Below are 23,428 nucleotides of genomic sequence, written 5' to 3'. Positions count from 1 at the left end.
CTCGCCATGCGATCGCTGCTGTACAGGGGAGTGCGATGAGTACCTTGCGCGATGCCATGAGCCACGCGGCGCTGGGCTGGGTGAAGCCGGAGCTGGACGAGACCCTGCGCCAGGTGCGCAACGAGGTCGAGCAGTTCGTTGAAGACCCGAGCGACACCAGCCGCATGCGTTTCTGCGCCGGCTACCTGCACCAGGTGCAGGGCACGCTGCGCATGGTCGAGCTGTACGCCCCGGCGATGGTGGCCGAGGAGCTGGAACTGCTGGCCAACGCGGTGCGCGACGGCGCCGTGCCCGAGCGCGAGGAAGCCTGCGCCACGCTGATGCGCGGCACCGTGCTGTTGCCGGACTACCTGGAGCGCCTGCAGAACGGCCACCGCGACATCCCGATCGTGCTGCTGCCGCTGCTCAACGAGATCCGCGCCGCGCGTGGTGCCGAAGGCATCAACGAGAGCGTGCTGTTCGCGTTCAACCCCGATGCCAGCGACGCCAGCCCGGCCGAACTGGAACATGCCCGCGGCAGCCTGCGTGGCCGCAACCGCGAACTGCTCGACACGGTCGGCAACGCGGTCAAGGAAGACCTGATGCGCATCAAGGATGCGCTGGACCTGCACGTGCGTACCGGTGGCAATGCGGCGGACCTGCAGACCCAGGTCGACGAACTGCGCGCGGTGTCCGACACGCTGGGCGTGATGGGCCTGGGCGTGGCCCGTGGCATCGTCGCCAAGCAGCGCGACGCGCTGGCCGAGGTGGTCGCCGGCAACCGTGGCATCGACGACAACCTGTTGCTGGATATCGCCGGCTCGCTGCTGTACGTGGACGCCTCGCTGGACGACCAGGTCGCCCACCTCGGCGCGAATGCCGAAGGCGAGGACGACGCGGCCGCGGTGGAGACCCGGCGCACGGTGGAGGTGCTGGCGCACGAAGCCATCGCCAACTTCACCGCCGCGCGGGAATCGTTCGTCGCCTTCATCGAGACCAACTGGGACCACGAGCGCCTGGCCGAAGTGCCGCGCCTGCTCGGCGAGGTCGCCGGCGCGCTGCGCATGCTGGAACTGCCGCAGCCGGCCGACTACCTGCTGGCCGTGCGCCAATACATCGAATCCGAACTGATCGGGCGCCGCCGCATTCCCGGTGGCCGCCAGCTGGATACCCTGGCCGACGCCATGGCCAGCCTGGAGTACTACCTCGAAGCGCTGCGTGACCGCCGCTCGGGCCGCGAGGACATCCTCGACATCACCCGCAGCAGCCTGGAAGCACTGCATTACTGGCCGATCCCGGCATTGACCGTCGACGCGCCGGCCGGCATCGCCGCCGCCGTCACGATGGACGCACCTGCCGTGGAGGAAGTTGCCCCGGTTGCGCTCGTCGAGGCCCCGGCAGCGGCCGAGCCGCCGGTCGAGACGCCGCGGTGGGATCTGGAACCGGTGCAGGAAACGCCGGTCATCGTCGAGGAAGCCGCGCCGCAGGCCGAGCCCCCGGTACAGGAGCCGGTTGCCGCGGTGGTTCCGCCGCCGCTGCCGGAGATCGCGCCTGCCGCTGCCACGTCAACGCCGGCCTATCCATTGCTGTTCGGCGCGGCCATCCATGCCAAGCCCACCTTGAACGAACTGCCGCCGGTGCCGAATGTCGCCGGGCCGTTTGAGGTGCCGGCCGAACCGGCCGTCACTGCGGATGCGTCGGTGTTCGACCCGGTCGCGGCCGAATACGCGCAGCCGGTGGGCAACGACGATGTCGTGGCGCCGATCGTGCTGGAAGAGCGAGACGATGCACCGGCCACGGACATCGCACCCACCGCTTTCCAGGCCTTCGACCCGGTGGCCTCCGAGGAGGTCGTGCCGGAGGCCGCGGCATCGACGGTCTTTACCTTCGACAGCAGCCTGCTGGAGCTGGACGATGCGTCTGCGCGCGTCGCGCCGGCCGTGGTGCAGGACGTGACCGTTGCCGACGGTTTCTTCGCGCCGGAGCTGGACGAGGCAGTCACGCTGGAAGCAGCGTCGCCCGCCGAGCCCGCCGCGATCGACGCGCCGGTTTACTGGCAGCTGGAGGAAGCGCCGCTCGCGCAGCAGCCGACCGAAGCCGTCCATGCCGCCGCACCGGTGGCACCGGCCGAGGAGCCGTCGGTCGTGGTCGCCCAACAGGTGCCCGAAGCGGTGGAAGTGGCCGATGCCGAGGCTGCCGCCTTCATGGCCGAGCTCAATGCTGCCGCCGACGCGTTCGATCCGTTCGCACGCCCGGCCGCGCCGGAACCGGCACGCGTACCGGAGTTGGTGGAGGCCGCGGCCGCCGCCGCCGCACCTGCCGCGCGTGCACCGGTGTCGTTCGCCACGCTCGATGGCGGGTTCATCGATGGGGGTGATGACATCGACCAGGACATCCGCGATGTCTTCATCGAGGAGTTCGACGAAGAACTGGTCAACCTGGGGCACCTGTTGACGGCCTGGCGCGCTGCGCCGGGCAACATGGAGCGGCTGCGCCCGGTGCGCCGAGTGTTCCATACCCTCAAGGGCAGTGGTCGCCTGGTTGGCGCACGCACCTTGGGCGAGTTCAGCTGGAAGATCGAAGGCATGCTCAACCGCGTGCTGGACGGCAGTCGCCCGGCCAGCCCGGCCGTGGTCGCCATGGTCAACCAGGCCTATGACGTGCTGCCGGAGCTCAATGCCGCGCTGCGCGGCGCCGGCAGCCTGCATTCGGACCTGCTGGGCATGCAGGATGTGGCCGACCGCGTCGCCGCAGGCGAGGAAGCGTTCTACCAGACGCCGAGTGCTGCGCCTGCTCCGGCACCCGCGCCGGTCGCCGAGGCGATCGTGGCCGAGCCGATGGCGGTGGCCGCCGTCGAGGCGGAAGGCACCCCGGCCTCGGTGGACAGCGTGCTGCGCGAGATCCTCGAAGCCGAGGTCAGCGTGCACCTGGAAACGGTCAATCGCTGGCTGGCACAGTCGAACGAAGCACCGCAGCCGGTCAACGAAGACCTGTTGCGCGCCGTGCACACCATGAGCGGTGCGTTCGCGATGACCGACGTGCCGGTGATCACCAGCATCACCTCGCCAGCCGAATCCTTCGTCAAGCGCTCGCTGGCGGCCGGCATCGTGCCGGGCGCGGTCGGTGTGCAGGCGCTGTCGCAGATGGCAGCGGCCATCGACACCACCATCAACGCACTGCGCGACCCGGCGCCCCGCATCCCGGCATTCCCGGGTGTGGCCGAACGCCTGCAGGCGCTGGTCGATGCATTGCCCGATGCCAAGTGGCCGCCGATGCCGGTCGAGGACGAGCTGTCGCTGGACGACGCCGACCCTGCAGCCGTCGAGGAAACCGGCGCGGCGGAGCCGTCCGCCCCGGAACTGTCCATGGCCGAAGACCTGTCGGCGTACCTGGATGCCTCGCTGCTGGAAGGCACGCCGGGCGCCGTGCCGGTGCAGGATGTGCAGACGGATGCCGGACAGGCCATCGAATCGCCTGTGGACCTGTCGTCCGCCGAAGCGGAGATGGCCGTCGAGCCGACGACCACGACGGATGCGGTTGCCGCCGCGTTGAATGTTGTCGATGCAGCCGATACCGCGCAGCAGGATTCCCACGCCGACGTGGATGAAGCCGCACAGCGGGCACCGATCGATGAGGCACCGGTTGCCTTCGCCGACGACGTCCGCCAGGCACCCGCAGAAGCGGCCGAAGCGTCGTCCGCGCAGGAAGCGGTTGAGTCTCCGGCGGCTTCGGGTACATCGTCACCGTTCGCCTGGCTGGCGACGGCCGGCGCAGCGGTCGCGGGCGTCGCGGCCGCGGCGTTCCGCAAGGACACGCCAGCCGAGGAGGTTGTTCCGGCCCGTGAGGCGAACGCGCTGGAACCGTCCGTGCCCGACGAAGCCACGCCGAGCGAATTCGAAGCGCCGTCGGTGCAGGACGCCGACCTTGTTGCCGACGCCGACGCCGACGTGCAGGTGGCGGAGATCGCGGCGCAGGTGGACGAGCTCGAGGACCTGTCTGCCGAGCTCGCACCGCTGGCGGATAGCGAAACGGTGCCGGCCTCGGAAGCTGCCCTGCAAGATGCCGATGCCGAAGGTGCTGTCGCGGTCGGGAACGACGTGGATGCACTGCAGGAAGCGGTTGTCGTCGACATCGAGGAAACTGCCTCCGACGTCGCAGCGACGGACGCCGCCGTGAACGAAGCGACGGCCGGTGTCGAGGATGTCGATGTGTCCGCGCCCAGCGAAATGCGGCTGGAAGACATCCATGACGTCGCCGAAGACGCGCCGCTGGAAGACGCAGCGGCTGAAGCCGCAGTCGCACCGGTGCTGGAAGACGCCGCGGTCGACGTGCCGGTTGCCGTCGTCGTGGAACGCGACGACGCCGCCACCGCAGGCGCCGAGGTCGCAATCGACCCGGTCGTGGACGCGGAAGAGATCGACACGCTGGCTGCCGATGTGGCCGGGCAGGGCGACGAAATCACGGAGCCGGCTGAACCGGTTGCCGTACCGGTTGCCGACGTGCCGGTCGATGTGCCGGGTACGGCTGCCAGGATCGAACTGGCACCACTGACCGCCCCGTTGCCGGAAGACCAGCCGGTGGTGGTGTCCGAGCCGGTGCTGGCCGAACTGGTGGTCGGCCCGCTGGACTTCAACGAGCTGGACCGCGAGCTGGTCGACATCTTCGTCGAGGAAGGCAAGGACCTGCTCGACCACTGCGATGGCCTGCTGCACGAGCTGCGCTCGACGCCGGAGGACCGCGAAGCACTGGCGGGCCTGCAGCGCGACCTGCACACCCTCAAGGGTGGTGCGCGCATGGCCGGCATCAATGCCATTGGCGACCTTGGCCACGGCATCGAATCGCTGCTGGAAGCGGTGGCGGCCAACCGCACCGAGATGACCCGCGGCGACGTCACGCTGCTGGAGCGGGGCTTCGACCGCCTGCACCAGCTGCTGGTGCATACCGGTGACCACCACGCGGTGCAGATGCCGCTGGACCTGATCGGCGCGTTCGAAGCCCGTACCGATGGCCGCGCCGAAGCGGCGCCGGCACCGGTCGAGGCACCGGCGCTGGACGCGTCCGCCCCGATGCCGGTGACGGACGAGGTGCAGCCGCAGCCGCTGGCAGCCGCGGTGCCGTTGTCGGCACCGGTGATCGACGAACAGACCGCCGAGGAAGACGGTGCCCCCCGTGGCCAGGAACAGGTGCGCGTGCGCGCGGACCTGCTCGACAGCCTGGTCAACCACGCCGGCGAAGTGGCGATCTACCGCTCGCGCCTGGAGCAGCAGCTCGGTGCCTTCCGTGGCGCCATGGCCGAACTGGACCGCACCAACGCGCGTCTGCGCGACCAGCTGCGCCGCCTGGACCTGGAAACCGAAGCCCAGATCGTCGCCCGCTACCGCCGCGAGCACGAACAGGCCGACCAGACCTTCGACCCGCTGGAACTGGACCGTTTCTCGACGCTGCAGCAGCTCAGCCGTGCGCTGAACGAATCGGCGGCCGACTTGGGCGGCCTGCAGGGCGTGCTCGACGAGCTGTCGCGCAACTACGACACGCTGCTGCAGCAGCAGTCACGCGTGAGCTCGGAACTGCAGGACGGCCTGATGCGCGCGCGCATGGTGCCGTTCGACGGCCTGGTGCCGCGCCTGCGTCGCGTGGTCCGCCAGGCCGCGCACGACACCGGCAAGCAGGTGCACCTGAAGCTGGAAGGCACGCACGGCGAACTGGACCGCAACGTGCTCGACCGCATGGTCGCGCCGCTGGAGCACATGCTGCGCAACTCGGTTGCGCATGGCCTGGAAGAACCGGCCGCACGTGCCCGGGCCGGCAAGGTCGAGGAAGGCGAGATCGCCCTGCGCCTGCGCCGCGAAGGGTCGGAAATCGTGCTGGAAGTGGCCGATGACGGCGCCGGCCTGGACCGCGCGGCGATCCGCCGTCGCGCCGAGCAGCGTGGCCTGCTGGGCGCCGAGGAGCAGATCGACGACAGCCAGCTGGACCAGATGATCTTCGCCTCGGGCTTCAGCACCAGTGAGCAGGTCAGCCAGCTGGCCGGCCGTGGCGTGGGCATGGACGTGGTGCGCAACGAAGTACGCCAGCTTGGCGGCTCGGTGGACATCCATTCCGAGCGTGGCCACGGCGCCACCTTCACCCTGCGCCTGCCGCAGACGCTGGCGGTCACCCAGGCGGTGTTCGTCCGCATCGGCGAGACCACCTACGCGGTGCCGGTGGCATCGGTCAGCGGTATCGGCCGCATTTCCCGCGAGCGCTTCGAATCCGGGCAGAGCGGTTACCACTACAACGGCGAAGACTTCACCCTGTACAACCTGGGCACCCTGGTCGGCCAGGCCGCGGCCAAGGCCGAAGGCCAGAACGAGATCCCGTTGCTGCTGGTGCGCTCGGGCGACCTGCGCGCGGCGGTGGCGATCGACCAGGTGCTGGGCAACCGCGAAATCGTGGTCAAGCCGGTGGGCCTGCAGATCGCCTCGGTACCGGGCATCTACGGCGCCACCATCACCGGCGAAGGCAACGTGGTGGTGATCCTGGACGTCGCGCCGCTGGTGCGTCGCCACCTGGCCCAGCCGCAGCAGGCGGTGGAGGCGACCGTGGTCACCAGCCAGCGCCATGCGCCGCTGGTGATGGTGGTCGACGATTCGCTGACCATGCGCAAGGTCACCGGCCGCGTGCTGGAGCGCCACAACTTCGAGGTCGCCGCCGCGCGCGACGGCGTCGAGGCGCTGGAGCTGCTGGAAGAGCGCGTGCCCGACCTGATGCTGCTGGACATCGAGATGCCGCGCATGGACGGCTACGAGCTGGCCACCGCCATGCGCGCCGACCCGCGCTACAAGGACGTGCCGATCGTGATGATCACCTCGCGCAGCGGTGACAAGCATCGCCAGCGTGCGTTCGAGATCGGCGTGCAGCGTTACCTGGGCAAGCCGTACCAGGAGCTGGACCTGATGCGCAATGTCTACGACCTGCTGGGGATCGCACGTGTACGCGAATGACACCACCAAGCCGGTAGCCCTGCTGGCCCGTGCCGGTGCGGCACGCGAACGCCTGCGTGAGGCAATCGCCGCCGCCGGTGGCCACGTCGTGCTGGAGGAGGATCCCAACCAGCTCGACGGTGCCGCCCTGGAAGCGGCTGCGCCGCAGGTGGTGCTGGTGGCGTTGGAGCCGGCGGTCGAGGACGCCCTGGAGCGCCTGGAGCCGCTGCTCGAAGCCCCGCACCTGACCCTGATGTTCGAGGAAGCCGAACTGGCCGCGCGTCGCGAGGGCTGGGAGGCGCAGCGCTGGATTCGCCACCTGGCGGCCAAGCTGCAGGGACATGGCAACGTGCTGCCCCCCGGGCAGGAGGACGAGGCCGCCGAGCCGGCCGCCGCGCTCGAGCCGGGGCTGCCGGAACGTCCGGCCGATCGCCATGTCGATGCGCCGTTGCAGTTCCACCTCGACGAGGCATTCGTCGAGTCGGTGGACGTGCCGGCCGACGCGCTGTACGTGCCGCCGGTCGTGCCCGAAGAGCGTCCGCAGGTGCTTTCCTTCGAGGAACTGATCGCAACGCCGGCGGCCGAGTCGCCGGTGCTGCCGCCGCCGCTGCCGGAACCGGCCGGGACCGAACCGGCCGTGCAGGTGCCGGCGGCGGAGACCACCGCACCGGTCATGGACTTCAGCAAGTGGTCGCTGGTCGAGGAAGAGGGTTACCAGGAGGTTGCGACGACGCCGGAGGCCCCGCCACCGCCCGCGCTTGCCAGCCTGCTGAACACCTCGCTGTCGCTGGTCGACATCGAGGAAGAAGGTGCCGATGGCGGAGCAGTGCTGCTGTTCGCCGGCATCGGCGGCCCGGACGCGGTGCGCCGCGTGCTGGCCGGCCTGCCGGAAGATTTCGCGCGCCCGGTGCTGGTGCAGTTGCGCCTGGACGGTGGTCGTTACGCCAACCTGGTCAAGCAGATGTCGCGTGCGACCAGCTTGCCGGTGAGCCTGGCCGAACCGGGCGTCAGCCTGGCCGGCGGCAATGTCTACATCCTGCCGGATGCCACCAGCCTGTCGTCCGAGGGCGGCTTGCGCTTTGGCGACGGGCAGGGTGACCTGCTGGAGGCATTGGACCCGGTGCGCAGCGCGGTGATGCTGCTCAGTGGCGCCGATGTCGGCCTGGTCGAGCCGGTGCTGGCGTTCGCCGAACGCGGTGGCTGGGTCGCGGGCCAGATCGGTGAAGGCTGCTACGACCCGGCGGCGGCCAGCCAGCTGGCGGTTGCCGGCAAGCCGGCGGGCGACCCGGAGTATCTGGCCGCTGAACTGGCAACGCATTGCGCCGGCTGATGCCGGCGCAACCAAGGAATCGACGATGAGCTACGCAAACAACGACGAAGTACGTGGGGTCCTGATCCAGGCCGGCAACGAGCGCGTGCTGCTGCCCAATGCCACGGTCGCGGAAATGATGTCGCGTGTGCCGGTCGAGCCGATCGGCAATGCCCCGGCCTGGCTGGTCGGCCAGATCGCCTGGCACGGCTGGAGCGTCCCGCTGCTGTCCTATGCCGGCCTGAGCGGGCAGGGCGGCGAGCCGGTCAGCGGCAACAACAAGGTGGTGGTGCTCAAGGCCCTGGGCGGAAACCCGGAGCTGCCGTACTTCGCGCTGCTGACCCAGTCCTTCCCGCAGCTGATCGCGGTGCCCCGCGATGGCCTGCTGGCCGACGCATCGGAAGAAAGCCTGCCGGGCGTGGTGCACATGCGGGTGCTGCTGGGCGAGCAGAGTGCCCTGCTGCCGGACCTGGATGCCATCGAAAGCGCGGTGACCGCGGCGCTGGCGGCCGCCTGAGCCCAGCGCCGGGACAGAGAAGCCGCGCACTCGCGCGGCTTTTTTTATCTGTCACCAGCCTGTGCGGTCGCGACCGCCAGCCGGGCCACTCGCGCCTGCACCGGGCAACGCTCAGAGATCGCCCAGCTTCGCCTGCAATGCGGCGATGGCCGCCAGCCCCGCGGTTTCGGTGCGCAGGATGCGCGGGCCGAGCTGCAGGCCCTGGAAGCCGGCATCGGCCAGTTGCTGGCGGTCACGGGGCGACCAGCCGCCTTCCGGACCGATCGCGATCACCACGCCATTGGCCGGTGCCGCCTCCAGCGTGGCAAGGCGATGCTCGCCCTGCGGGTCCAACGTCAGTCGCAGGGTCTGGGGCGGCAATGCCGCGGCCGCGGCGGCCAATGACAGCGGTGCGTCGATCCGGGGAATCCGGGCGCGCCCGGATTGCCCGCAGGCCGAGCCAACCACGCTGCGCCAGTGCGCCAGCCGTTTCTCGGCGCGCGCCGCATCCAGCTTCACCTCGGTGCGCTCGGCGTTGACCGGCAGGATCCGGCTCACGCCCAGTTCGGTGGCCTTCTGCAGGATCAGGTCCATCTTCTCGCCGCGCGCGATGCCCTGCAGCAGGGTGATCGTCAGCGGCGATTCGTTGTCCAGTGCGTCGGAGCGGTCGACATGCACCTGCACCTCGCGCTTGCCGATGCTGCTCACCGTGGCGGCGTAGTCGTGGCCGTCACCGTTGAACAGCACGCAGCCTTCGCCTTCGCGCAGGCGCATCACCCGCACCAGGTGATTGGCGGCCTCTTCGGGCAGCGACAGGGTCTGGCCCACCTGCAGCGGCAGGTCGACGGGGCAACGGGTCAGGCGCATCGGGGGACCTCGCAATGGCGGGTCGGCGGGAAAGGGGCCGGGTCTGCTAGCATTTCAGGCTCATGAGAACGTATCTGCCAATGCGCATTCTATCGATCCTCCGCATTCGTGCCGGGGCCCACGCATGAGCCGCCGGTTGCCGCAGATCCACAAGGTGGTCGAGCAGGACATCGGTCCGTTCCGCCAGGAACAGCTGGACCTGGAGTTTTCCAACGGTGAACGCCGCCACTTCCAGCGGCTGGTGAGCCGTGGGCATGGCGCGGTGGTGGTGGTACCGATGCTGGACGCCGAGACCGTGCTGCTGGTGCGCGAGTACGCCGCCGGCCTGCACCGCTACGAACTGGGCTTGGTCAAGGGCCGCATCGATGCCGGCGAAACCCCTGAACAGGCCGCCGACCGCGAGCTGAAGGAAGAAGCCGGCTACGGTGCGCGCAAGGTCGAGGTCCTGCGTGCGATGACATTGGCACCGACCTACATGAGCCACGCGTCCTGGCTGGTGCTGGCGCGTGACCTGTACCCGGAACGGCTGGCCGGGGATGAGCCGGAGGAGCTGGAAGTGGTGCCGTGGAAGCTGGCCGAGCTGGACCAGCTGATGCTGCGCGAGGACTTCTCCGAAGGCCGTTCGCTGGCGGCGTTGTTCATCGCCCGCGAGTGGCTGGGGAAGCAGGCATGAGCGGGCTGGACCGTTTGCAGCGCGAGGCGGTGATCGACATTGCCCAGCGTGCCGGCGTGGCGATCATGCAGGTCTACGCCAATGGCTTCGATATCGAACGCAAGGACGATGACAGCCCGGTCACCACCGCCGACCTGGCCGCACACCGGCTGATCGTCGACGGCCTGGCGGCACTGACGCCCGACATCCCGGTGCTGTCCGAGGAGTCGGCGCAGCTGCCGTGGGAAACCCGTCGGCAGTGGTCGCGCTACTGGCTGGTCGACCCGCTCGACGGCACCCGCGAATTCATCAAGCGCAATGGCGAGTTCAGCGTGAACATCGCGCTGATCGTCGATGGCCATGCGGTGTTCGGCGTGGTGCAGGCGCCGGTGACCGGCGTGGTATGGCACGCAATGCGTGGCGACAGGGCCTATCGCCGGGAGAACGGGCAGGACGAGGTGATCATCACCCGCGTGCCGCCGGCGCTGCCGTTGCGTGTGGCCGCCAGTCGTTCGCACCGCAGCGGCCGCACCGAGTTGCTGCTGCAGCGCATGGGCGAGATCGAGATGGTCGCGCAGGGCTCGTCACTGAAGTTCTGTCGCATCGCCGAGGGCACGCTGGACGTGTACCCGCGGCTGGGGCCGACCAGTGAATGGGACACGGCCGCCGGGCAATGCGTGCTGGAGGCCGCCGGTGGCGTGCTGCTGGCCGCCGACAGCGGCGCACCGTTCCAGTACAACCAGCGACCGCGTCTGCTCAATGGCGACTTCGTCGCGTTGGGGGATGCCTCGCTGCCGTGGCAGGACTGGGTGGCCGGGCTCTGAGCCCGCTGCCTGCATGCTGATCCGCGCCGGCCGAAGCCGGCGCTTTGTTGATGAGGGCACCACCGACATGTCCGGGCGCAACGACATCCAGACGCTGTTGAACATCATGGCGCGCCTGCGCGATCCGGACGGCGGCTGTCCGTGGGACCTGCAGCAGGACTTCGCCAGCATCGCGCCGTACACCGTCGAGGAAGCCTACGAGGTGGCCGATGCGATCGATCGCAACGACCTGGACGACCTGAAGGACGAACTCGGCGACCTGCTGCTGCAGGTGGTGTTCCACGCGCAGATGGCCAGCGAGCAGGGGGCGTTCGACTTCGGTGACGTGGTGGCCTCGATCAGCGACAAGATGGTCCGCCGCCATCCGCACATCTTCGCCGACGCCCGCGTTGACGGTGCCGGCGATGTCAGCGCCAACTGGGAACAGATCAAGCGCGCCGAGCGTGCCGCCCGGGGCGAGACCGATGATTCGGCGCTGGCCGGCATCTCGCGCGGCCTGCCGGAATGGCAACGGGCGACCAAGCTGCAGTCGCGTGCCGCGCGCACCGGCTTCGACTGGCCCGACCCGGTGCCGGTGCTGGACAAACTGCGCGAGGAGGTGGATGAGGTGCAGGCCGAGTTCGCCGCCGGGCCGGTCGATGCCAACCAGGCGCGCCTGCAGGAGGAGATCGGCGACGTGCTGTTCGTCTGCGCCAATCTCGCGCGGCACGCGCGCGTCGATGTCGGCACCGCGTTGCGCCAGGCCAACCTCAAGTTCGAGCGCCGCTTCCGCGCGATGGAAACACACGCGCGGGCACGCGGTGGTGCCATGCAGGACCTGGACCTGGCGCAGCAGGAAGCACTGTGGCGGCAGGTGAAGGACGAGGAAAAGGGCGCGGCGCGATGAAGACGGCGTTGCTGTTCCTGCTGACCGCGGTGGCCGAGATCGTCGGCTGCTACCTGCCGTGGTTGTGGCTGCGCAAGCAGGGCAGTCCCTGGCTGCTGCTGCCGGCGGCGGCGAGCCTGGCGCTGTTTGCCTGGCTGCTGACCTTGCACCCCACCGCCAGCGGGCGCGTCTATGCGGCCTACGGCGGCGTCTATGTGTGCGTGGCGCTGCTGTGGCTGTGGCTGGTGGACGCAGTGCGGCCGAGCCGCTGGGACCTGCTGGGCGGTGGCCTGTGCCTGCTCGGCATGGCCGTGATCATGTTCGCGCCGCGCGCCGACTGAAGGTTCTATCCTGCGCGCGGGAACCCCGGGAGCAGGCCATGTCGCGTTTCAGCAGTTTCCGCCAGTTCTACCCGTACTACCTGCAGGAGCACCGCAACCGCACCTGCCGCCGGCTGCACTTCATCGGCAGCTGGGGCGTGCTCGGCTGCCTGGCGCTGGCCATGTGGCAGCAGCAATGGGGCTGGTTGCTGGCCGCGCTGCTGTGCGGCTACGGCTTTGCCTGGGTGGGGCACTTTTTCTTCGAGAAGAACCGCCCGGCCACGTTCAGCCATCCGTTCTATTCCTTCGCCGGCGACTGGGTGATGTTCGCCGACATCCTGCGCGGGCGCCTGCCGCTGTAACCGGCGGGGCTGGCTATACTCGCCCCATCACACAGGCTCGGGAGAGGGCAGATGGGCGGCGGAGCAGGATTTCTCGCGTTGGTCGTGGCGGTGGCAGGCATCATCGTCCTGTTCAAGACCGTGCGCATGGTGCCGCAGGGCTACGAGTGGACGGTCGAGCGCTTCGGCAGGTACACCCACACGATGACCCCCGGCCTGCACTTCCTGTTCCCGGTGGTGTACGGGGTGGGGCGCAAGGTCAACATGATGGAGCAGGTGCTGGACGTCCCCAGCCAGGACGTGATCACCAAGGACAACGCGGTCGTGCGCGTGGACGGGGTGGTGTTCTTCCAGGTGCTGGACGCGGCCAAGGCGGCCTATGAAGTGGCCAACCTGGAAGTGGCGATGATCGCCCTGGTCCAGACCAACATCCGCACCGTGATCGGTTCGATGGACCTGGACGAATCGCTGAGCCAGCGCGAGACCATCAACGCCAAGCTGCTCAACGTCGTCGACCACGCCACCAACCCGTGGGGCGTGAAGGTCACCCGCATCGAGATCAAGGACATCCAGCCGCCGACCAACCTGGTGCAGTCGATGCAGCAGCAGAAGATGGCCGAGCAGAACAAGCGCGCCGCGGTACTGGAAGCCGAAGGTGTCCGCCAGTCGGAGATCCTGCGCGCCGAAGGCCAGAAGCAGGCCGCGGTGCTGGAGGCCGAGGGCCGCAAGGAGGCCGCCTTCCGTGATGCCGAGGCCCGCGAGCGCCTGGCCGAGGCCGAAGCCAAGGCGACCACGATGGTGTCCGACGCCATCGCCAACGGCAACGTGCAGGCGATCAACTACTTCGTCGCGCAGAAGTACGTGGAGGCCTTCGCCGAACTGGCCAACTCGCCGAACCAGAAGCTGGTGCTGATGCCGATGGAGGCTTCCGGCGTGATCGGTTCGATCGCCGGCGTCGCTGAATTGGCCAGGGAGGCATTCGGCCGCCAGGATGAGCGCAAGCCGGCACCGGCACGCGGCAACCCGCCGCCGCTGGAGCGCTGAGCCATGCGCTGGGAGGTCATTGCGTGGGCGGCGCTGGCGGTGGTGCTGTTCGCCGCCGAAGCGTTGCTCCCCGGCGCATTCATGCTGTGGATGGGCATCGCCGCGGCGGTGGTGTTCGCGCTGGTGTGGCTGTTCGATGGCATGAGCCTGCTGCTGCAGGTGGTGCTGTTCGTGGTGCTGAGCTTCGTCTCCATCCAGGTCTACCGCACCTGGTTCCGCAAGGCGGCACGGCAGAGCGACCAGCCACTGCTCAACCGCCGCGCCGAGCAACTGGTCGGGCGCGTGGTGGTGCTCGAACAGGCCATCGTCGATGGCAGCGGGCGGGCCAAGGTCGACGATGCGCTTTGGGTGGTGGCCGGGCCGGACCTGCCGGTGGACAGCCGCGTGCGCGTGGTGGCGGTGGACGGCATGACCCTGAAGGTGCAGCCGGCCTGAGTGCCGGCGGTGCCGGCGGTGCCGTCGTGTGGCGGTGCCGCAGGTTTTAAATGGTGCCATCTGGGATAATGCCGCACCTCTTTTACGTGGAACGGCCATGACCCTGAAAACCCTGCTCAACGACACCCACCGCTCGCTCGGCGCCAAGATGGTCGACTTCGGCGGCTGGGACATGCCGATCCACTACGGCTCGCAGATCGATGAGCATCACCTGGTCCGCACCGCGGCCGGCATGTTCGACGTCAGCCACATGACCGTGGTCGACCTGAAGGGTGCGCGCACCCGTGAGTTCCTGCGCCACCTGCTGGCCAACTCCATCGACAAGCTCAAGGTCAGCGGCAAGGCGCTGTATTCCTGCATGCTCAACCCGCAGGGCGGGGTGATCGACGACCTGATCGTCTACTTCCTGGGCGAGGACTTCTTCCGCATGGTGGTCAACGCCTCCACCCGCGAGAAGGACCTGGCCTGGATCCGCCAGCAGGCCGCCGCGTTCGACGTGGACGTGGTCGAGCGCGAAGAGTTGGCGATCGTTGCCGTGCAGGGGCCGCAGGCGCGTGCGCTGGTCGCCGGGCTGGTGGCCGAGGCCGACCGCGCCGCGCTGGACAAGCTGGCACGTTTCGCCGCGCTGGAGGTCACCTCCAGCGCCGGCGTGAAACTGTTCGTCGCACGTACCGGCTACACCGGCGAGGACGGCTACGAAGTGCTGTTGCCGCAGGACCAGGTCGTCGCGTTCTGGAACGCGCTGCTGGCCGCCGGCGTGAAGCCGGCCGGCCTGGGCGCGCGTGACACGCTGCGCCTGGAAGCGGGCATGAACCTCTATGGCCAGGACATGGACGAAACCGTCAGCCCGTTCGAAGCGGCGCTGGCCTGGACCGTCAGCCTGGACGAGGGTCGTGACTTCATCGGACGCCCGGTGCTCGAGGCACAGAAGGCCGCCGGTGACGCGCGCCAGATGATCGGCCTGGTGATGGACGAGAAGGGCGTGCTGCGCCATGGCCAGAAGGTGCTCACCGCCAATGGCGAGGGCGAGATCCTGTCCGGTACCTTCTCGCCGACGCTGGGCAAGGCGATCGCCTTCGCCCGCGTGCCGGCCGGCGTGCCGGGCGAGGTGCGCGTGGACATCCGTGGCAAGGAAGTGCCGGTGCGGGTGGTGAAGTTCCCGTTCGTGCGCGACGGCCAGGCGCAAGCCGGCATCAACCTCTGATTGTTTGCCTGACCGGACCGGGCACCACCGCGTGCCCGGTTCGTTAAACTAGTGTTCCATCCCGACCACCGCTTTTTTCGGAGCAGTTCCATGAGCGAGATCCCTGGCGACCTCAAATTCCTCAAGTCCCACGAGTGGGCCCGTACCGAAGGTAACGGCCGCGTCACCGTCGGCATTTCCGACCATGCCCAAGGCCTGCTGGGCGACCTGGTGTACGTCGAGCTGCCGGCTGTCGGCGACAGCGTGCAGGTAGGCGTCGGCGCCGCCGTGGTTGAATCGGTCAAGGCGGCATCGGATGTCTACAGCCCGGTGTCCGGTACCGTCGTGGAGGTCAACGAAGCGCTGACCGACAAGCCGGAAACCATCAACGAAGACGCCTACGGCGACGGCTGGCTGTTCGTCGTCGAGCTGTCCGAGCCGGAGCAGTTGAACGACCTGCTCGGTCCGGACGACTACGCCGAGATGCTGGAGAACGAGGACCACTGAGTCCGTTCCGCATCGACGAGACGGCCGCCGCGAGGCGGCCGTTTTTGTTTGCGCCGATGTCAGCGCCGCGTGATGACGTGGACGCAGGGCAAGTGTTCGGCGACGGACGGCGACATGCTCGACCGGCATCAACACATGCGTGCGACGGAGCGAACGGTTGCCGCCAAGGCGGCGAAGGGTGCAAAAAATTCTGCGCAAAATGTCCGTCGCGCTGAACAAAGGATCACCACCGGCTGAATTTTTTTTTGCTGCCGGGCGGGTGTCGGCCGAGCGTCGCCGGCACCCCGCAAGGTGTCGGCGTCGATGCTGCACGCATGCATGCGTTGCCGCATGCGTGAAACGAAAAGTGCGTTTTTCCCGATGTTTTTTGCATTCGTGTTTTTCGCGACCGCCTTGGGTGCGATCGATGGGCGGGTGCCTGCGGTGCCGGAAGGTCGGTGGCGGCGGAGGGGTGGCGCGGGTGCTTCCCGAAAATTTTTTGAAAAGACAGTTGACAGTAAAAAAAACCGTGATTAGGTTTCGCCCAGCAGACCTTTCCTGCGGAAGCGAGTGAGCCGGATCAACATTCAGACGCGAAGCACAACTTGGACGTCCGCCAGGATTCTCTCGATGGTGGAGCAGGACTCGCTTCCTTCCGCGAAACACCCCCCGAACAAGACATGGCACCCGTGGCGGGAATCGTTGCGGGTGTTTCTGTATCCGTCACGACGCGCCTGACGCGTCGTCGGTCCTCCGCGGATCCAACCGCGGGTTTGCTTCAACTGGGCATTTCAATTCCATAGATCACTGACGAGGAGCCATACAATGGCCACGAAAAAAGCTGCTAAGAAGCCGGCCGCCAAGAAGGCGGTGAAGAAAGTCGCCAAGAAAGCTGCCGTGAAGAAGGTTGCCAAGAAGGCAACCGCCAAGAAGGCAGTGAAGAAGGTCGCCAAGAAGGCCACCGCCAAGAAGGCCGTCAAGAAGACCGCCAAGAAGGCAGTGAAGAAGGTCGCCAAGAAGGCAACCGCCAAGAAGGCAGTGAAGAAGACTGCCAAGAAGGCTGCTGCCAAGAAGACCGTCAAGAAGGTTGCCAAGAAGGCCGCCGCCAAGAAGGCGGTGAAGAAGGTTGCCAAGAAGGCAACTGCCAAGAAGGCCGTCAAGAAGGTTGCCAAGAAGGCCACCGCCAAGAAGGCCGTGAAGAAGACCGTCAAGAAGGCCGCTGCCAAGAAGCCGGCTGCCAAGAAGGTTGCTGCCAAGAAGAAGCCGGCCGCTCGCAAGAAGAAGGCCGCTCCGGTCGCCCTGCCGGCAACCCCGGCACCGCTGATCTGATCCAAGCTCGGTAGCGGTACCTGAGACTCCTTCCCCGACTGCCCAGCGGGGAGGGAGTTTTTTTATGCGCGACGTCCACCCCGTGGGAGAGGCCTTGGCCGCGAAGCCGATACCCAACCGGGCGTAGGCGTGATTCGGTGGCCGCTCGTTGTGCGGGTGACGGATGTACTGCCGGCAACTGCGGGATTGGTCGCCGTGGTGCCGGCTTCGCGGCTGATGCCGCACCTGCGAAAAAAGAAGGGCGGCCATTGGCCGCCCTCGGGTGTTGCACGAATGTCGGGATCAGCGTGGCGAGGCGTTGGCGCGCTCGGACGAGGCGCCCTTCTTGCCGCTGCGTGCCGGGGCACTGTCCTCGGCCATCAGGTTGTCGCTGCCGAAGTCGGTGTCCACGTCGAGCCAACGCTGCGTCGGCAGGCCGATGGCACGGTCCAGGATGGTCGGCATCATGCCGCTGGGCAGGCTGCTCTCGCCGTTCCACATGATGGCGATGCCCAGGTCGCGCTCGGGCAGCAACGCGACCAGTCCGCGATAGCCCTGCACGGCACCGGCATGGAACACCACCTGGTGCCCGGAGTAGTCGAACACGCGCCAACCCAGTGCATAGCCGGCCGAGGACAGGCGCTGGTGACGCCAGCCCGAACGCATCTCGCCGGGCGTGTTGACCAGCGGTGCATGCAGGGTGGCCAGCAGCGGCGCCGGCAGTACGTCCGGACGGTGGCCGGTGTGGGCCAGCAGCCACTGCGCCATGTCACTGGCGCTGGCGTTGACGCCTGCCGCCGGAGCCACGCGGTAGTAAGTGGGCTTGGGGCTCAGCGACACCCAGCCATTGCGGCTGCGCACGTGCGGGCGCGCCCAGCGCGAGCTGGCCTGGATGCCGGCCAGACCCAGGCTGGCATCGTTCATGCCCAGCGGCTTGAGGATGCGCTTCTCCACCGCCTGCTCGTAGAAGTTGCCCGAGGCGGCGAACACCACGTCGCCGACCAGACTGAAGGCGACGTTCTGGTAGGCGTAGCAATCACCCGGCTCGCAGCGCAGTGGCGCGCTGGCCAGCTTCTGGGTCAGCGTGTAGTAATCGGCATTGGCTTCGACGTCGCGGTCGTAGGCGTTGTAGGTGAGGCCGACACGATGGCTCAGCACGTCGGCGACGGTGAGCTTGCTGGTGGCCTCCGGCGTGGACAGGCGGAAGCCGGGTACGTAATCGGTGACCTTGCTGTCCCAGCGCAGCGTGCCGTCGTTGACCAGCAGGCCGGCCATGGTGCCGGCGAAGGCCTTGGACAGCGAGGCCAGGCGGAACACGGTGTGCGCATCGACCGGCTGCGGGTTGCTGATGTCGGTGACGCCGTAGCCACGCGCCGACAGGATGCGGCCGTCCTGCACGATCGCCATCGCCATGCCCGGCACGCGGTTGCCGTAGGTCAACTGCTCGGCCAGCGATTCGATGGCAGCGACGTTGAAATCGGCGGGCAGCGGTTGCACCTGGTCCGGCCGCAGGGCGACGCGATAGGGCATCGGCTGGGTCGGCGATTGGGCGGGGGCGTTCTCAAGGTTCACCGGCAGGGCGGCCGGCGCTGCCGCGGCGGGCAGGCTGTCGTGGGTCGGCGTCTGTGCCGTCGAAGACAATGCGAAGGGCATCAACACCCCGAGCAACCCCGATGCCACCGGACGGATACGCCGGCGATTGTTGTTCTCTTTCATCGTGATGGATGCCTGTTGGTTACAGCTGCCAGCGATTCTAGCGCCGCTTTTCCTGATTGCACAAACAAGAAGAGGATGAATGGGCATCATGTTGAAATCGCTGATTTTTCTTTAAGCCGGCAGCAGGGTTCGGGACCGTCCGCTGGATCGCCGGGGCCATGCAAAGCTGACTGCGCTGCAAAGCGTGATGCCTGCCACGAAGCGATGGCCTCTCAGCCCCGGATCAGGGCAGCGGCGCGCTCGGCGATCATGATGGTCGGGGCGTTGGTGTTGCCGCTGACCAGCGTGGGCATGACCGAGGCATCGATGACCCGCAGCCCGTCGATGCCGCGTACCCGTAGCTGCGGATCGACAACGGCGGTGGCGTCGCTGCCCATCCGGCAGGTGCCGATGGGGTGATAGATGGTCTCGGCCTTGGCGCGGATGAAGGCCTCCAGCCCGGCGTCGTCCAGGTCCTCGCGTTCGGGGAACAGCGGCGCCCTGCGCCAGCGATCGAACGCGGGCTGGCGCAGGATGTCCCGGCTCAGCCGTGCGGCCTCGATCATCATCTTCAGGTCGAAGCCCCCGGCATCCCCCAGGTAGTTGGCGTGGATGCGCGCCGGCGCACGCGGGTCGCTGCTGGCCAGGCCGATGTGGCCGCGGCTGCGCGGATGCAGGTAGCAGGCGTGCAGGGTGTAGCCGTCGCCGGGTAGGCGATGGCGGCCGTGGTCATCGAGCATCGCCGGGACGAAGTGGAACTGGATGTCGGCGCGCTCGTCGGGGGCGTAGCGGCTGCGGACGAAGCCGCCGGCCTCGGCCACGTTGCTGGTGCCGGCGCCACGCCGGCCGCGCAGGAAGTAGTCGAAGCCGATCTTCAGTTCGCTGGCGCGGTCGTAGCTGACGCCGGGCACGGTGCGGTAGAGCGTGCAGATGTCCAGGTGATCCTGCAGGTTGGCGCCAACGCCGGGCTGGTCCAGGTGCACGTCGATGCCGTGGCCGCGCAGGTGGTCGGCCGGGCCGATGCCGGACAGCATCAACAACTGCGGCGAGTTGATCGCACCGGCACTGAGCAGTACCTCGCCGCTGGCGCGCAGGTGCCGGCGTTGCCCGCCGACGCGCAGCACCACGCCGGTCGCGCGGGCGTCGTCGATCTGCACGCGCTCGACCTGCGCACCGGTGAGCACCTGCAGGTTGGGGCGCTGGCGCACGGGCGTGAGGTAGGCCGCGGCGGAGGAGCAACGGGCACCGTCCTTCTGGGTGACCTGGTACAGGCCGACCCCCAATTGGTCAGGACCATTGAAGTCCTCGTTGAGCGCATGGCCGGCCTGCTGCCCGGCCAGCAGGAAGGCATGGCTCAGCGGGTTGACGTGGCGCAGGTCGGCCACCTGCAGCGGGCCGTCGGCACCGTGCAGGGCATCGGCACCGCGGCGGTTGCCCTCGCTGCGCCGGAACCAGGGCAGCACGCTGTCCCAGTCCCAGCCGGTGGCACCGGCCTGTGCCCAGCGGTCGTAGTCGCCGCACACGCCGCGCACGTAGCACATGGCGTTGATCGAACTGGAACCGCCCAGCACCTTGCCGCGTGGCCACCACAGCCGACGCTGGTTCAAGGCCGGCTCCGGCTCGGTGTCGTAGCTCCAGTTGACCCGGCGGTTGCGGACCAGCCGCGCGATGCCGGCGGGCATGTGGATCAATGGGTTCCAGTCACGGGGGCCGGCTTCGACCAGCAGCACCCGCAGCTGCGGGTCGGCGCTGAGCCGGTTGGCCAGCACGCAACCGGCCGAGCCGGCACCGACGATGATGTAGTCGAATTCCTTCACGGTATTCCCCTGCACGAGCGTTGCAGGATAGGGCCTGCGACAACTGTCTGGCAGCACGTCCGGCGCACTGGCGATGTTGCAGTGCATTAGATAACGTACGCGCACCGTATCCCCCGGAGTACCCATGCCGTCGTCCCACTGCCACCTGTGCGCCCGGGGTGCTGCATGAGCGTTGCCGGCCGTACTTCCCTGTCGCGATTGACCCAGGCACTGCGCGAGTCGCCGGCGCTGTGGTGGTCGTTCCTGTACTTCTTCTGCCTGCTCAGCGGCTACTACGTGCTGCGCCCGGTGCGTGAGGCCATGGCGGCCTCGGCCGACCTGCAGACGATCTTCCCGGCATCGCTGATTGCCTGGTTCGACGCGCACGGCATGCCGCTGAAGGACTTCACCCTGCAGTTCCTGTTCACCTGCGTGTTCCTGATCATGCTGGTGATGCAACCGCTGTATGGCTGGGTGGTCAGCCGCTTTCCGCGGCGGGTGTTCCTGCCGGCGGTGTATGGCTTCTTCATCGCCACGCTGCTGGGCTTCTACGTGATGTTCAACAGCGGCGTGCCGGGGCGGGGGATGGCGTTCTTCTTCTGGATCACCGTGTTCAACCTGTTTGCGGTGGCGGTGTTCTGGAGCTTCATGGCCGACGTGTTCTCCAACGCGCAGGCACGCGCCTACTACGGCTACATCGGCGCCGCGGGCACGGTCGGCGCCTTCCTGGGCCCGATCATTACCAGTTCGCTGGTGCAGCGGGTGGGCATCGCCAACCTGATGCTGGTGTCGGCCGGCTTCCTGCTGGTCTGCGTGCTGTGCATCTGGCAGTTGCGGCCCTGGGCGGTGCAGCGCGAGCGCGAGCAACGCCTGGTCGATGGCGAGAAGCCCATGGGCGGCAGCGTACTCGATGGCCTGAAGCTGATCGCACGCGAACCGCTGCTGCGCTGGCTGGCCTTGATGGTGGTGTTCGGCGTAGGCGTGGGCACGATGCTGTACAACGAACAGGCGTCCATCGCGCGGCGCATGATCACCGACCCGGCCGCCAGCACCGCGTTCTATTCGCGGATCGACCTGGCGGTGAACGCATTGACCCTGATCGTGCAATTGGGCCTGACCCGCTGGCTGCTGTCGCGCTTCGGCATTGCCCCGGCGCTGCTGATCCCGGGCTTTGCCATCATCATTGGTTTCTCGGTGCTGGCCGCTTCACCATTGCCACTGATGGTGGCGGTGGTGCAGGTGATGACCCGCGCCAGCGAGTTTTCGCTGGGCAAGCCGGCGCGCGAGACGATCTATACGCGCGTGGACCGGCAATGGCGCTACAAGGCCGGTGCGGCGATCGACACGGTGGTCTACCGGGGCGCCGACCTGACCTTCGCCTGGGTCCACAAGGGACTGTCGCTGTTTGGCTCGCACCTGGTGTTTGCCGGCGGCACGCTGGTGGCAGTATTGATGACACTGTCGGCGCTGGGCGTGTTGCGCGAGGAAAAGAAGCTGCCGCGCGATCGTTGAACGCAGCGGCGTGTCCCTCTGTCTTTGTTGGCTTGAAGGAAACAACATCCATGTCCCTGTTCGCGCTGCTGCTGACCGTGCTGGTCGCACTCCTGCACGTGTACTTCCTGGTGCTGGAGATGTTCCTGTGGACGCACCCGCTGGGGCTCAAGACATTCCGCAACACGCCGCAGAAGGCGGAGACGACCCGCGTGCTGGCGGCCAACCAGGGCTTGTACAACGGCTTCCTCGCCGCCGGGATCATCGCCGGCCTGGCACTGGGACAACCGGTGCTGGTGACGTTCTCGTTGGTCTGCGTGGTGGTGGCCGGTGCCTATGGCGCGTGGAGCGTCAGCCCGCGCATTTTCCCTATCCAGGCCGTGCCGGCGATTCTCGCACTGGTGTTGCGGGTGCTCTGACGCCAGCGCGCGCCGGCAAGCGCCGCCGCTCAGTGGCTGATGGCGCGCATGAAGCCCAGCCACATCGGCACGGCATGCAGCACCGCGCCCAGCACGAACAGGCCGGTCAGCAGGTGCACGCGCCAGTCGTTGATGCGCAGGAAGACGAACTGTTCAAGCGCGCGGCCCAGCCAGAACACCGCCATGAAGCACAGCAGGACCACCCCCAGGCGCGTGTCGACCAGGTCCGAGGTGAAGGCCAGCGCGATCACCCCCATTCCCAGGAACACGTAGATCACGCGCAGGTTGAGGATCTGCAGGATCGCGCGGTTGGCGGTGCTGAGCTGGGCGAGCTCGCGCTTCCAGCCGAACAACCGCCAGAACGCCAGATGGAAGGCGGCAAACCCCAGGCTGTGAACGCCTGCCAGGCGCACCAGCAATTCGGCGGTCGTCATGGGTGATCAGCCTGTGCGGGGAGGGCGCGGCGACACCCACATCGCGATGGTCGCATGGAACACCTCGGTCCCTGCCGCATCGGTCACGCTGACCCCCACCGGCAGGTCGTAGCCGGCCGCGGCGCTGGCGATGGGCCGCAGTGGTGTCGCGACGGCCTTTAGCACGCCCAGGGCCTTGGCCTGGTACTTCACCTCCATGCCCTTGGGGATCCAGCGCATGTCCGCCGGCAGGCTGGCGTCCACCATCACCCCGCCGACCAGCTCGGCCAGGTTGCACATCGCGATCGCATGCACGGTGCCGATGTGGTTGCTGATGCGGCGGCGCTGGTGGATCACGCCCTCGCAGCGGCCTGGCTCCAGCGCGGTGATGGTGGGCGAGATGCTGGCGAAGTAGGGGGCCTTGAAGCACACCGCGCGCGTGAACAGCCAGTGGCCGGCGGGCCAGCGGGTGAAGCGGCGGTACAGCGAAAGCAGCGGAGCGGTCATGGGAGCTTCCTGATATGAAAACGGCGGGCACCAGGC

Annotated in this window: 20 protein-coding genes; 15 read left to right on the top strand and 5 right to left on the bottom strand. The window is 68.0% G+C overall.

The genetic code is table 11. The features are described from left to right. The first annotated feature begins 35 nt into the window (after nucleotides 1-35). From AC06FE_RS03905 to AC06FE_RS03895, 3 genes are read left to right on the top strand one after another with little or no spacing between them, the layout of a single operon-like run. Nucleotides 36-6,962, top strand: coding sequence for a hybrid sensor histidine kinase/response regulator (locus AC06FE_RS03905; protein WP_478072265.1), 6,927 nt, complete (start codon nucleotides 36-38; stop codon nucleotides 6,960-6,962). Further along, nucleotides 6,949-8,271 (top strand): chemotaxis protein CheB, encoded by a 1,323-nt coding sequence (locus tag AC06FE_RS03900; RefSeq protein WP_313251753.1) that lies wholly within the window; start codon nucleotides 6,949-6,951, stop codon nucleotides 8,269-8,271. Before AC06FE_RS03905 ends, AC06FE_RS03900 begins: the two co-directional genes overlap by 14 nt. A gap of 25 nt (nucleotides 8,272-8,296) precedes the next feature. Then, nucleotides 8,297-8,767, top strand: coding sequence for a chemotaxis protein CheW (locus AC06FE_RS03895; RefSeq protein WP_132865304.1), 471 nt, complete (start codon nucleotides 8,297-8,299; stop codon nucleotides 8,765-8,767). Nucleotides 8,768-8,878: 111 nt separating this feature from the next. On the opposite strand, the gene AC06FE_RS03890 is transcribed toward AC06FE_RS03895, so the two are convergent. Further along, nucleotides 8,879-9,613, bottom strand: coding sequence for a 16S rRNA (uracil(1498)-N(3))-methyltransferase (locus AC06FE_RS03890; RefSeq protein ID WP_313251750.1), 735 nt, complete (start codon nucleotides 9,611-9,613; stop codon nucleotides 8,879-8,881). Between the two features lie 124 nt (nucleotides 9,614-9,737). Here AC06FE_RS03890 and nudE point away from each other — a divergent pair, with 124 nt between their 5' ends. The 10 genes from nudE (at nucleotide 9,738) to AC06FE_RS03840 (ending at nucleotide 17,092) form a co-directional block, all read left to right on the top strand. Next, nucleotides 9,738-10,286 carry an ADP compounds hydrolase NudE gene (nudE, locus tag AC06FE_RS03885; protein ID WP_132865302.1) on the top strand — a complete coding sequence of 183 codons (549 nt, stop codon included), beginning with the start codon at nucleotides 9,738-9,740 and terminating at the stop codon, nucleotides 10,284-10,286. Then, nucleotides 10,283-11,089, top strand: coding sequence for a 3'(2'),5'-bisphosphate nucleotidase CysQ (cysQ, locus tag AC06FE_RS03880; RefSeq protein WP_132865301.1), 807 nt, complete (start codon nucleotides 10,283-10,285; stop codon nucleotides 11,087-11,089). Before nudE ends, cysQ begins: the two co-directional genes overlap by 4 nt. A 67-nt stretch (nucleotides 11,090-11,156) precedes the next feature. After that, nucleotides 11,157-11,975, top strand: a complete 819-nt coding sequence (gene mazG, locus AC06FE_RS03875; RefSeq protein ID WP_478072264.1) for a nucleoside triphosphate pyrophosphohydrolase — start codon at nucleotides 11,157-11,159, stop codon at nucleotides 11,973-11,975. Further along, nucleotides 11,972-12,295 (top strand): YnfA family protein, encoded by a 324-nt coding sequence (locus AC06FE_RS03870; RefSeq protein WP_132865299.1) that lies wholly within the window; start codon nucleotides 11,972-11,974, stop codon nucleotides 12,293-12,295. Before mazG ends, AC06FE_RS03870 begins: the two co-directional genes overlap by 4 nt. A gap of 38 nt (nucleotides 12,296-12,333) precedes the next feature. Next, entirely contained in the window at nucleotides 12,334-12,636 is a 303-nt protein-coding gene (locus tag AC06FE_RS03865; protein ID WP_132865298.1) for an Mpo1-like protein, read from the top strand. A 51-nt stretch (nucleotides 12,637-12,687) separates the two neighbouring features. Further along, on the top strand, nucleotides 12,688-13,659 hold the full coding sequence (locus AC06FE_RS03860) for an SPFH domain-containing protein (protein ID WP_132865297.1): 972 nt from the start codon (nucleotides 12,688-12,690) through the stop codon (nucleotides 13,657-13,659). Nucleotides 13,660-13,662: 3 nt separating this feature from the next. Further along, nucleotides 13,663-14,094 (top strand): NfeD family protein, encoded by a 432-nt coding sequence (locus AC06FE_RS03855; protein ID WP_132865296.1) that lies wholly within the window; start codon nucleotides 13,663-13,665, stop codon nucleotides 14,092-14,094. A 97-nt stretch (nucleotides 14,095-14,191) separates the two neighbouring features. Then, the gene (gene gcvT / locus AC06FE_RS03850) at nucleotides 14,192-15,298 is read left to right on the top strand and encodes a glycine cleavage system aminomethyltransferase GcvT (protein ID WP_192287405.1); all 1,107 of its coding nucleotides are present in this window, start codon (nucleotides 14,192-14,194) and stop codon (nucleotides 15,296-15,298) included. A 90-nt stretch (nucleotides 15,299-15,388) separates the two neighbouring features. Further along, nucleotides 15,389-15,784 carry a glycine cleavage system protein GcvH gene (gene gcvH / locus AC06FE_RS03845; RefSeq protein WP_132865294.1) on the top strand — a complete coding sequence of 132 codons (396 nt, stop codon included), beginning with the start codon at nucleotides 15,389-15,391 and terminating at the stop codon, nucleotides 15,782-15,784. Between the two features lie 804 nt (nucleotides 15,785-16,588). Next, complete coding sequence (locus AC06FE_RS03840; protein WP_132865293.1) at nucleotides 16,589-17,092, top strand: histidine biosynthesis protein HisIE; 504 nt, start codon at nucleotides 16,589-16,591, stop codon at nucleotides 17,090-17,092. A 282-nt stretch (nucleotides 17,093-17,374) separates the two neighbouring features. Here AC06FE_RS03840 and AC06FE_RS03835 read toward each other — a convergent pair whose 3' ends face one another. Next, the gene (locus AC06FE_RS03835) at nucleotides 17,375-18,787 is read right to left on the bottom strand and encodes a serine hydrolase domain-containing protein (RefSeq protein WP_192287404.1); all 1,413 of its coding nucleotides are present in this window, start codon (nucleotides 18,785-18,787) and stop codon (nucleotides 17,375-17,377) included. A 212-nt stretch (nucleotides 18,788-18,999) separates the two neighbouring features. Further along, nucleotides 19,000-20,583 carry a GMC family oxidoreductase gene (locus AC06FE_RS03830; RefSeq protein WP_478072263.1) on the bottom strand — a complete coding sequence of 528 codons (1,584 nt, stop codon included), beginning with the start codon at nucleotides 20,581-20,583 and terminating at the stop codon, nucleotides 19,000-19,002. Between the two features lie 165 nt (nucleotides 20,584-20,748). Here AC06FE_RS03830 and AC06FE_RS03825 point away from each other — a divergent pair, with 165 nt between their 5' ends. Together AC06FE_RS03825 and AC06FE_RS03820 are read left to right on the top strand one after the other, a co-directional pair. Beyond that, nucleotides 20,749-22,074 carry an NTP/NDP exchange transporter gene (locus AC06FE_RS03825; protein ID WP_192287403.1) on the top strand — a complete coding sequence of 442 codons (1,326 nt, stop codon included), beginning with the start codon at nucleotides 20,749-20,751 and terminating at the stop codon, nucleotides 22,072-22,074. A gap of 50 nt (nucleotides 22,075-22,124) precedes the next feature. Then, nucleotides 22,125-22,472, top strand: a complete 348-nt coding sequence (locus AC06FE_RS03820) for a DUF1304 domain-containing protein (protein ID WP_478072262.1) — start codon at nucleotides 22,125-22,127, stop codon at nucleotides 22,470-22,472. Between the two features lie 29 nt (nucleotides 22,473-22,501). Here the strand turns inward: AC06FE_RS03820 and AC06FE_RS03815 are convergent, their stop codons facing one another. Further along, entirely contained in the window at nucleotides 22,502-22,906 is a 405-nt protein-coding gene (locus tag AC06FE_RS03815) for a hypothetical protein (RefSeq protein WP_192287402.1), read from the bottom strand. 6 nt (nucleotides 22,907-22,912) lie between these two features. Next, nucleotides 22,913-23,392: a hotdog fold domain-containing protein gene (locus tag AC06FE_RS03810; protein ID WP_478072261.1), complete on the bottom strand. Its 480-nt coding sequence runs from the start codon at nucleotides 23,390-23,392 to the stop codon at nucleotides 22,913-22,915. Nucleotides 23,393-23,428: the final 36 nt, after the last annotated feature.

It is taken from the genome of Stenotrophomonas sp. Steno-C18 (genome assembly GCF_056393195.1).
The sequence above is the reverse complement of the archived record's forward strand: the minus strand, read 5'-3'. Positions and strand labels throughout refer to the sequence as shown.

What these genes read in the sequence shown, in the direction of transcription:
- AC06FE_RS03905 (WP_478072265.1), top strand. Translation starts at nt 36, where the DNA reads ATGAGTACCTTGCGCGATGCCATGAGCCACGCGGCGCTGGGCTGGGTG.
- AC06FE_RS03895 (WP_132865304.1), top strand. Translation starts at nt 8,297, where the DNA reads ATGAGCTACGCAAACAACGACGAAGTACGTGGGGTCCTGATCCAGGCC.
- AC06FE_RS03890 (WP_313251750.1), bottom strand. Translation starts at nt 9,613, where the DNA reads ATGCGCCTGACCCGTTGCCCCGTCGACCTGCCGCTGCAGGTGGGCCAG.
- nudE (WP_132865302.1), top strand. Translation starts at nt 9,738, where the DNA reads ATGAGCCGCCGGTTGCCGCAGATCCACAAGGTGGTCGAGCAGGACATC.
- cysQ (WP_132865301.1), top strand. Translation starts at nt 10,283, where the DNA reads ATGAGCGGGCTGGACCGTTTGCAGCGCGAGGCGGTGATCGACATTGCC.
- mazG (WP_478072264.1), top strand. Translation starts at nt 11,157, where the DNA reads ATGTCCGGGCGCAACGACATCCAGACGCTGTTGAACATCATGGCGCGC.
- AC06FE_RS03870 (WP_132865299.1), top strand. Translation starts at nt 11,972, where the DNA reads ATGAAGACGGCGTTGCTGTTCCTGCTGACCGCGGTGGCCGAGATCGTC.
- AC06FE_RS03865 (WP_132865298.1), top strand. Translation starts at nt 12,334, where the DNA reads ATGTCGCGTTTCAGCAGTTTCCGCCAGTTCTACCCGTACTACCTGCAG.
- AC06FE_RS03860 (WP_132865297.1), top strand. Translation starts at nt 12,688, where the DNA reads ATGGGCGGCGGAGCAGGATTTCTCGCGTTGGTCGTGGCGGTGGCAGGC.
- AC06FE_RS03855 (WP_132865296.1), top strand. Translation starts at nt 13,663, where the DNA reads ATGCGCTGGGAGGTCATTGCGTGGGCGGCGCTGGCGGTGGTGCTGTTC.
- gcvT (WP_192287405.1), top strand. Translation starts at nt 14,192, where the DNA reads ATGACCCTGAAAACCCTGCTCAACGACACCCACCGCTCGCTCGGCGCC.
- gcvH (WP_132865294.1), top strand. Translation starts at nt 15,389, where the DNA reads ATGAGCGAGATCCCTGGCGACCTCAAATTCCTCAAGTCCCACGAGTGG.
- AC06FE_RS03840 (WP_132865293.1), top strand. Translation starts at nt 16,589, where the DNA reads ATGGCCACGAAAAAAGCTGCTAAGAAGCCGGCCGCCAAGAAGGCGGTG.
- AC06FE_RS03835 (WP_192287404.1), bottom strand. Translation starts at nt 18,787, where the DNA reads ATGAAAGAGAACAACAATCGCCGGCGTATCCGTCCGGTGGCATCGGGG.
- AC06FE_RS03825 (WP_192287403.1), top strand. Translation starts at nt 20,749, where the DNA reads ATGAGCGTTGCCGGCCGTACTTCCCTGTCGCGATTGACCCAGGCACTG.
- AC06FE_RS03820 (WP_478072262.1), top strand. Translation starts at nt 22,125, where the DNA reads ATGTCCCTGTTCGCGCTGCTGCTGACCGTGCTGGTCGCACTCCTGCAC.
- AC06FE_RS03815 (WP_192287402.1), bottom strand. Translation starts at nt 22,906, where the DNA reads ATGACGACCGCCGAATTGCTGGTGCGCCTGGCAGGCGTTCACAGCCTG.
- AC06FE_RS03810 (WP_478072261.1), bottom strand. Translation starts at nt 23,392, where the DNA reads ATGACCGCTCCGCTGCTTTCGCTGTACCGCCGCTTCACCCGCTGGCCC.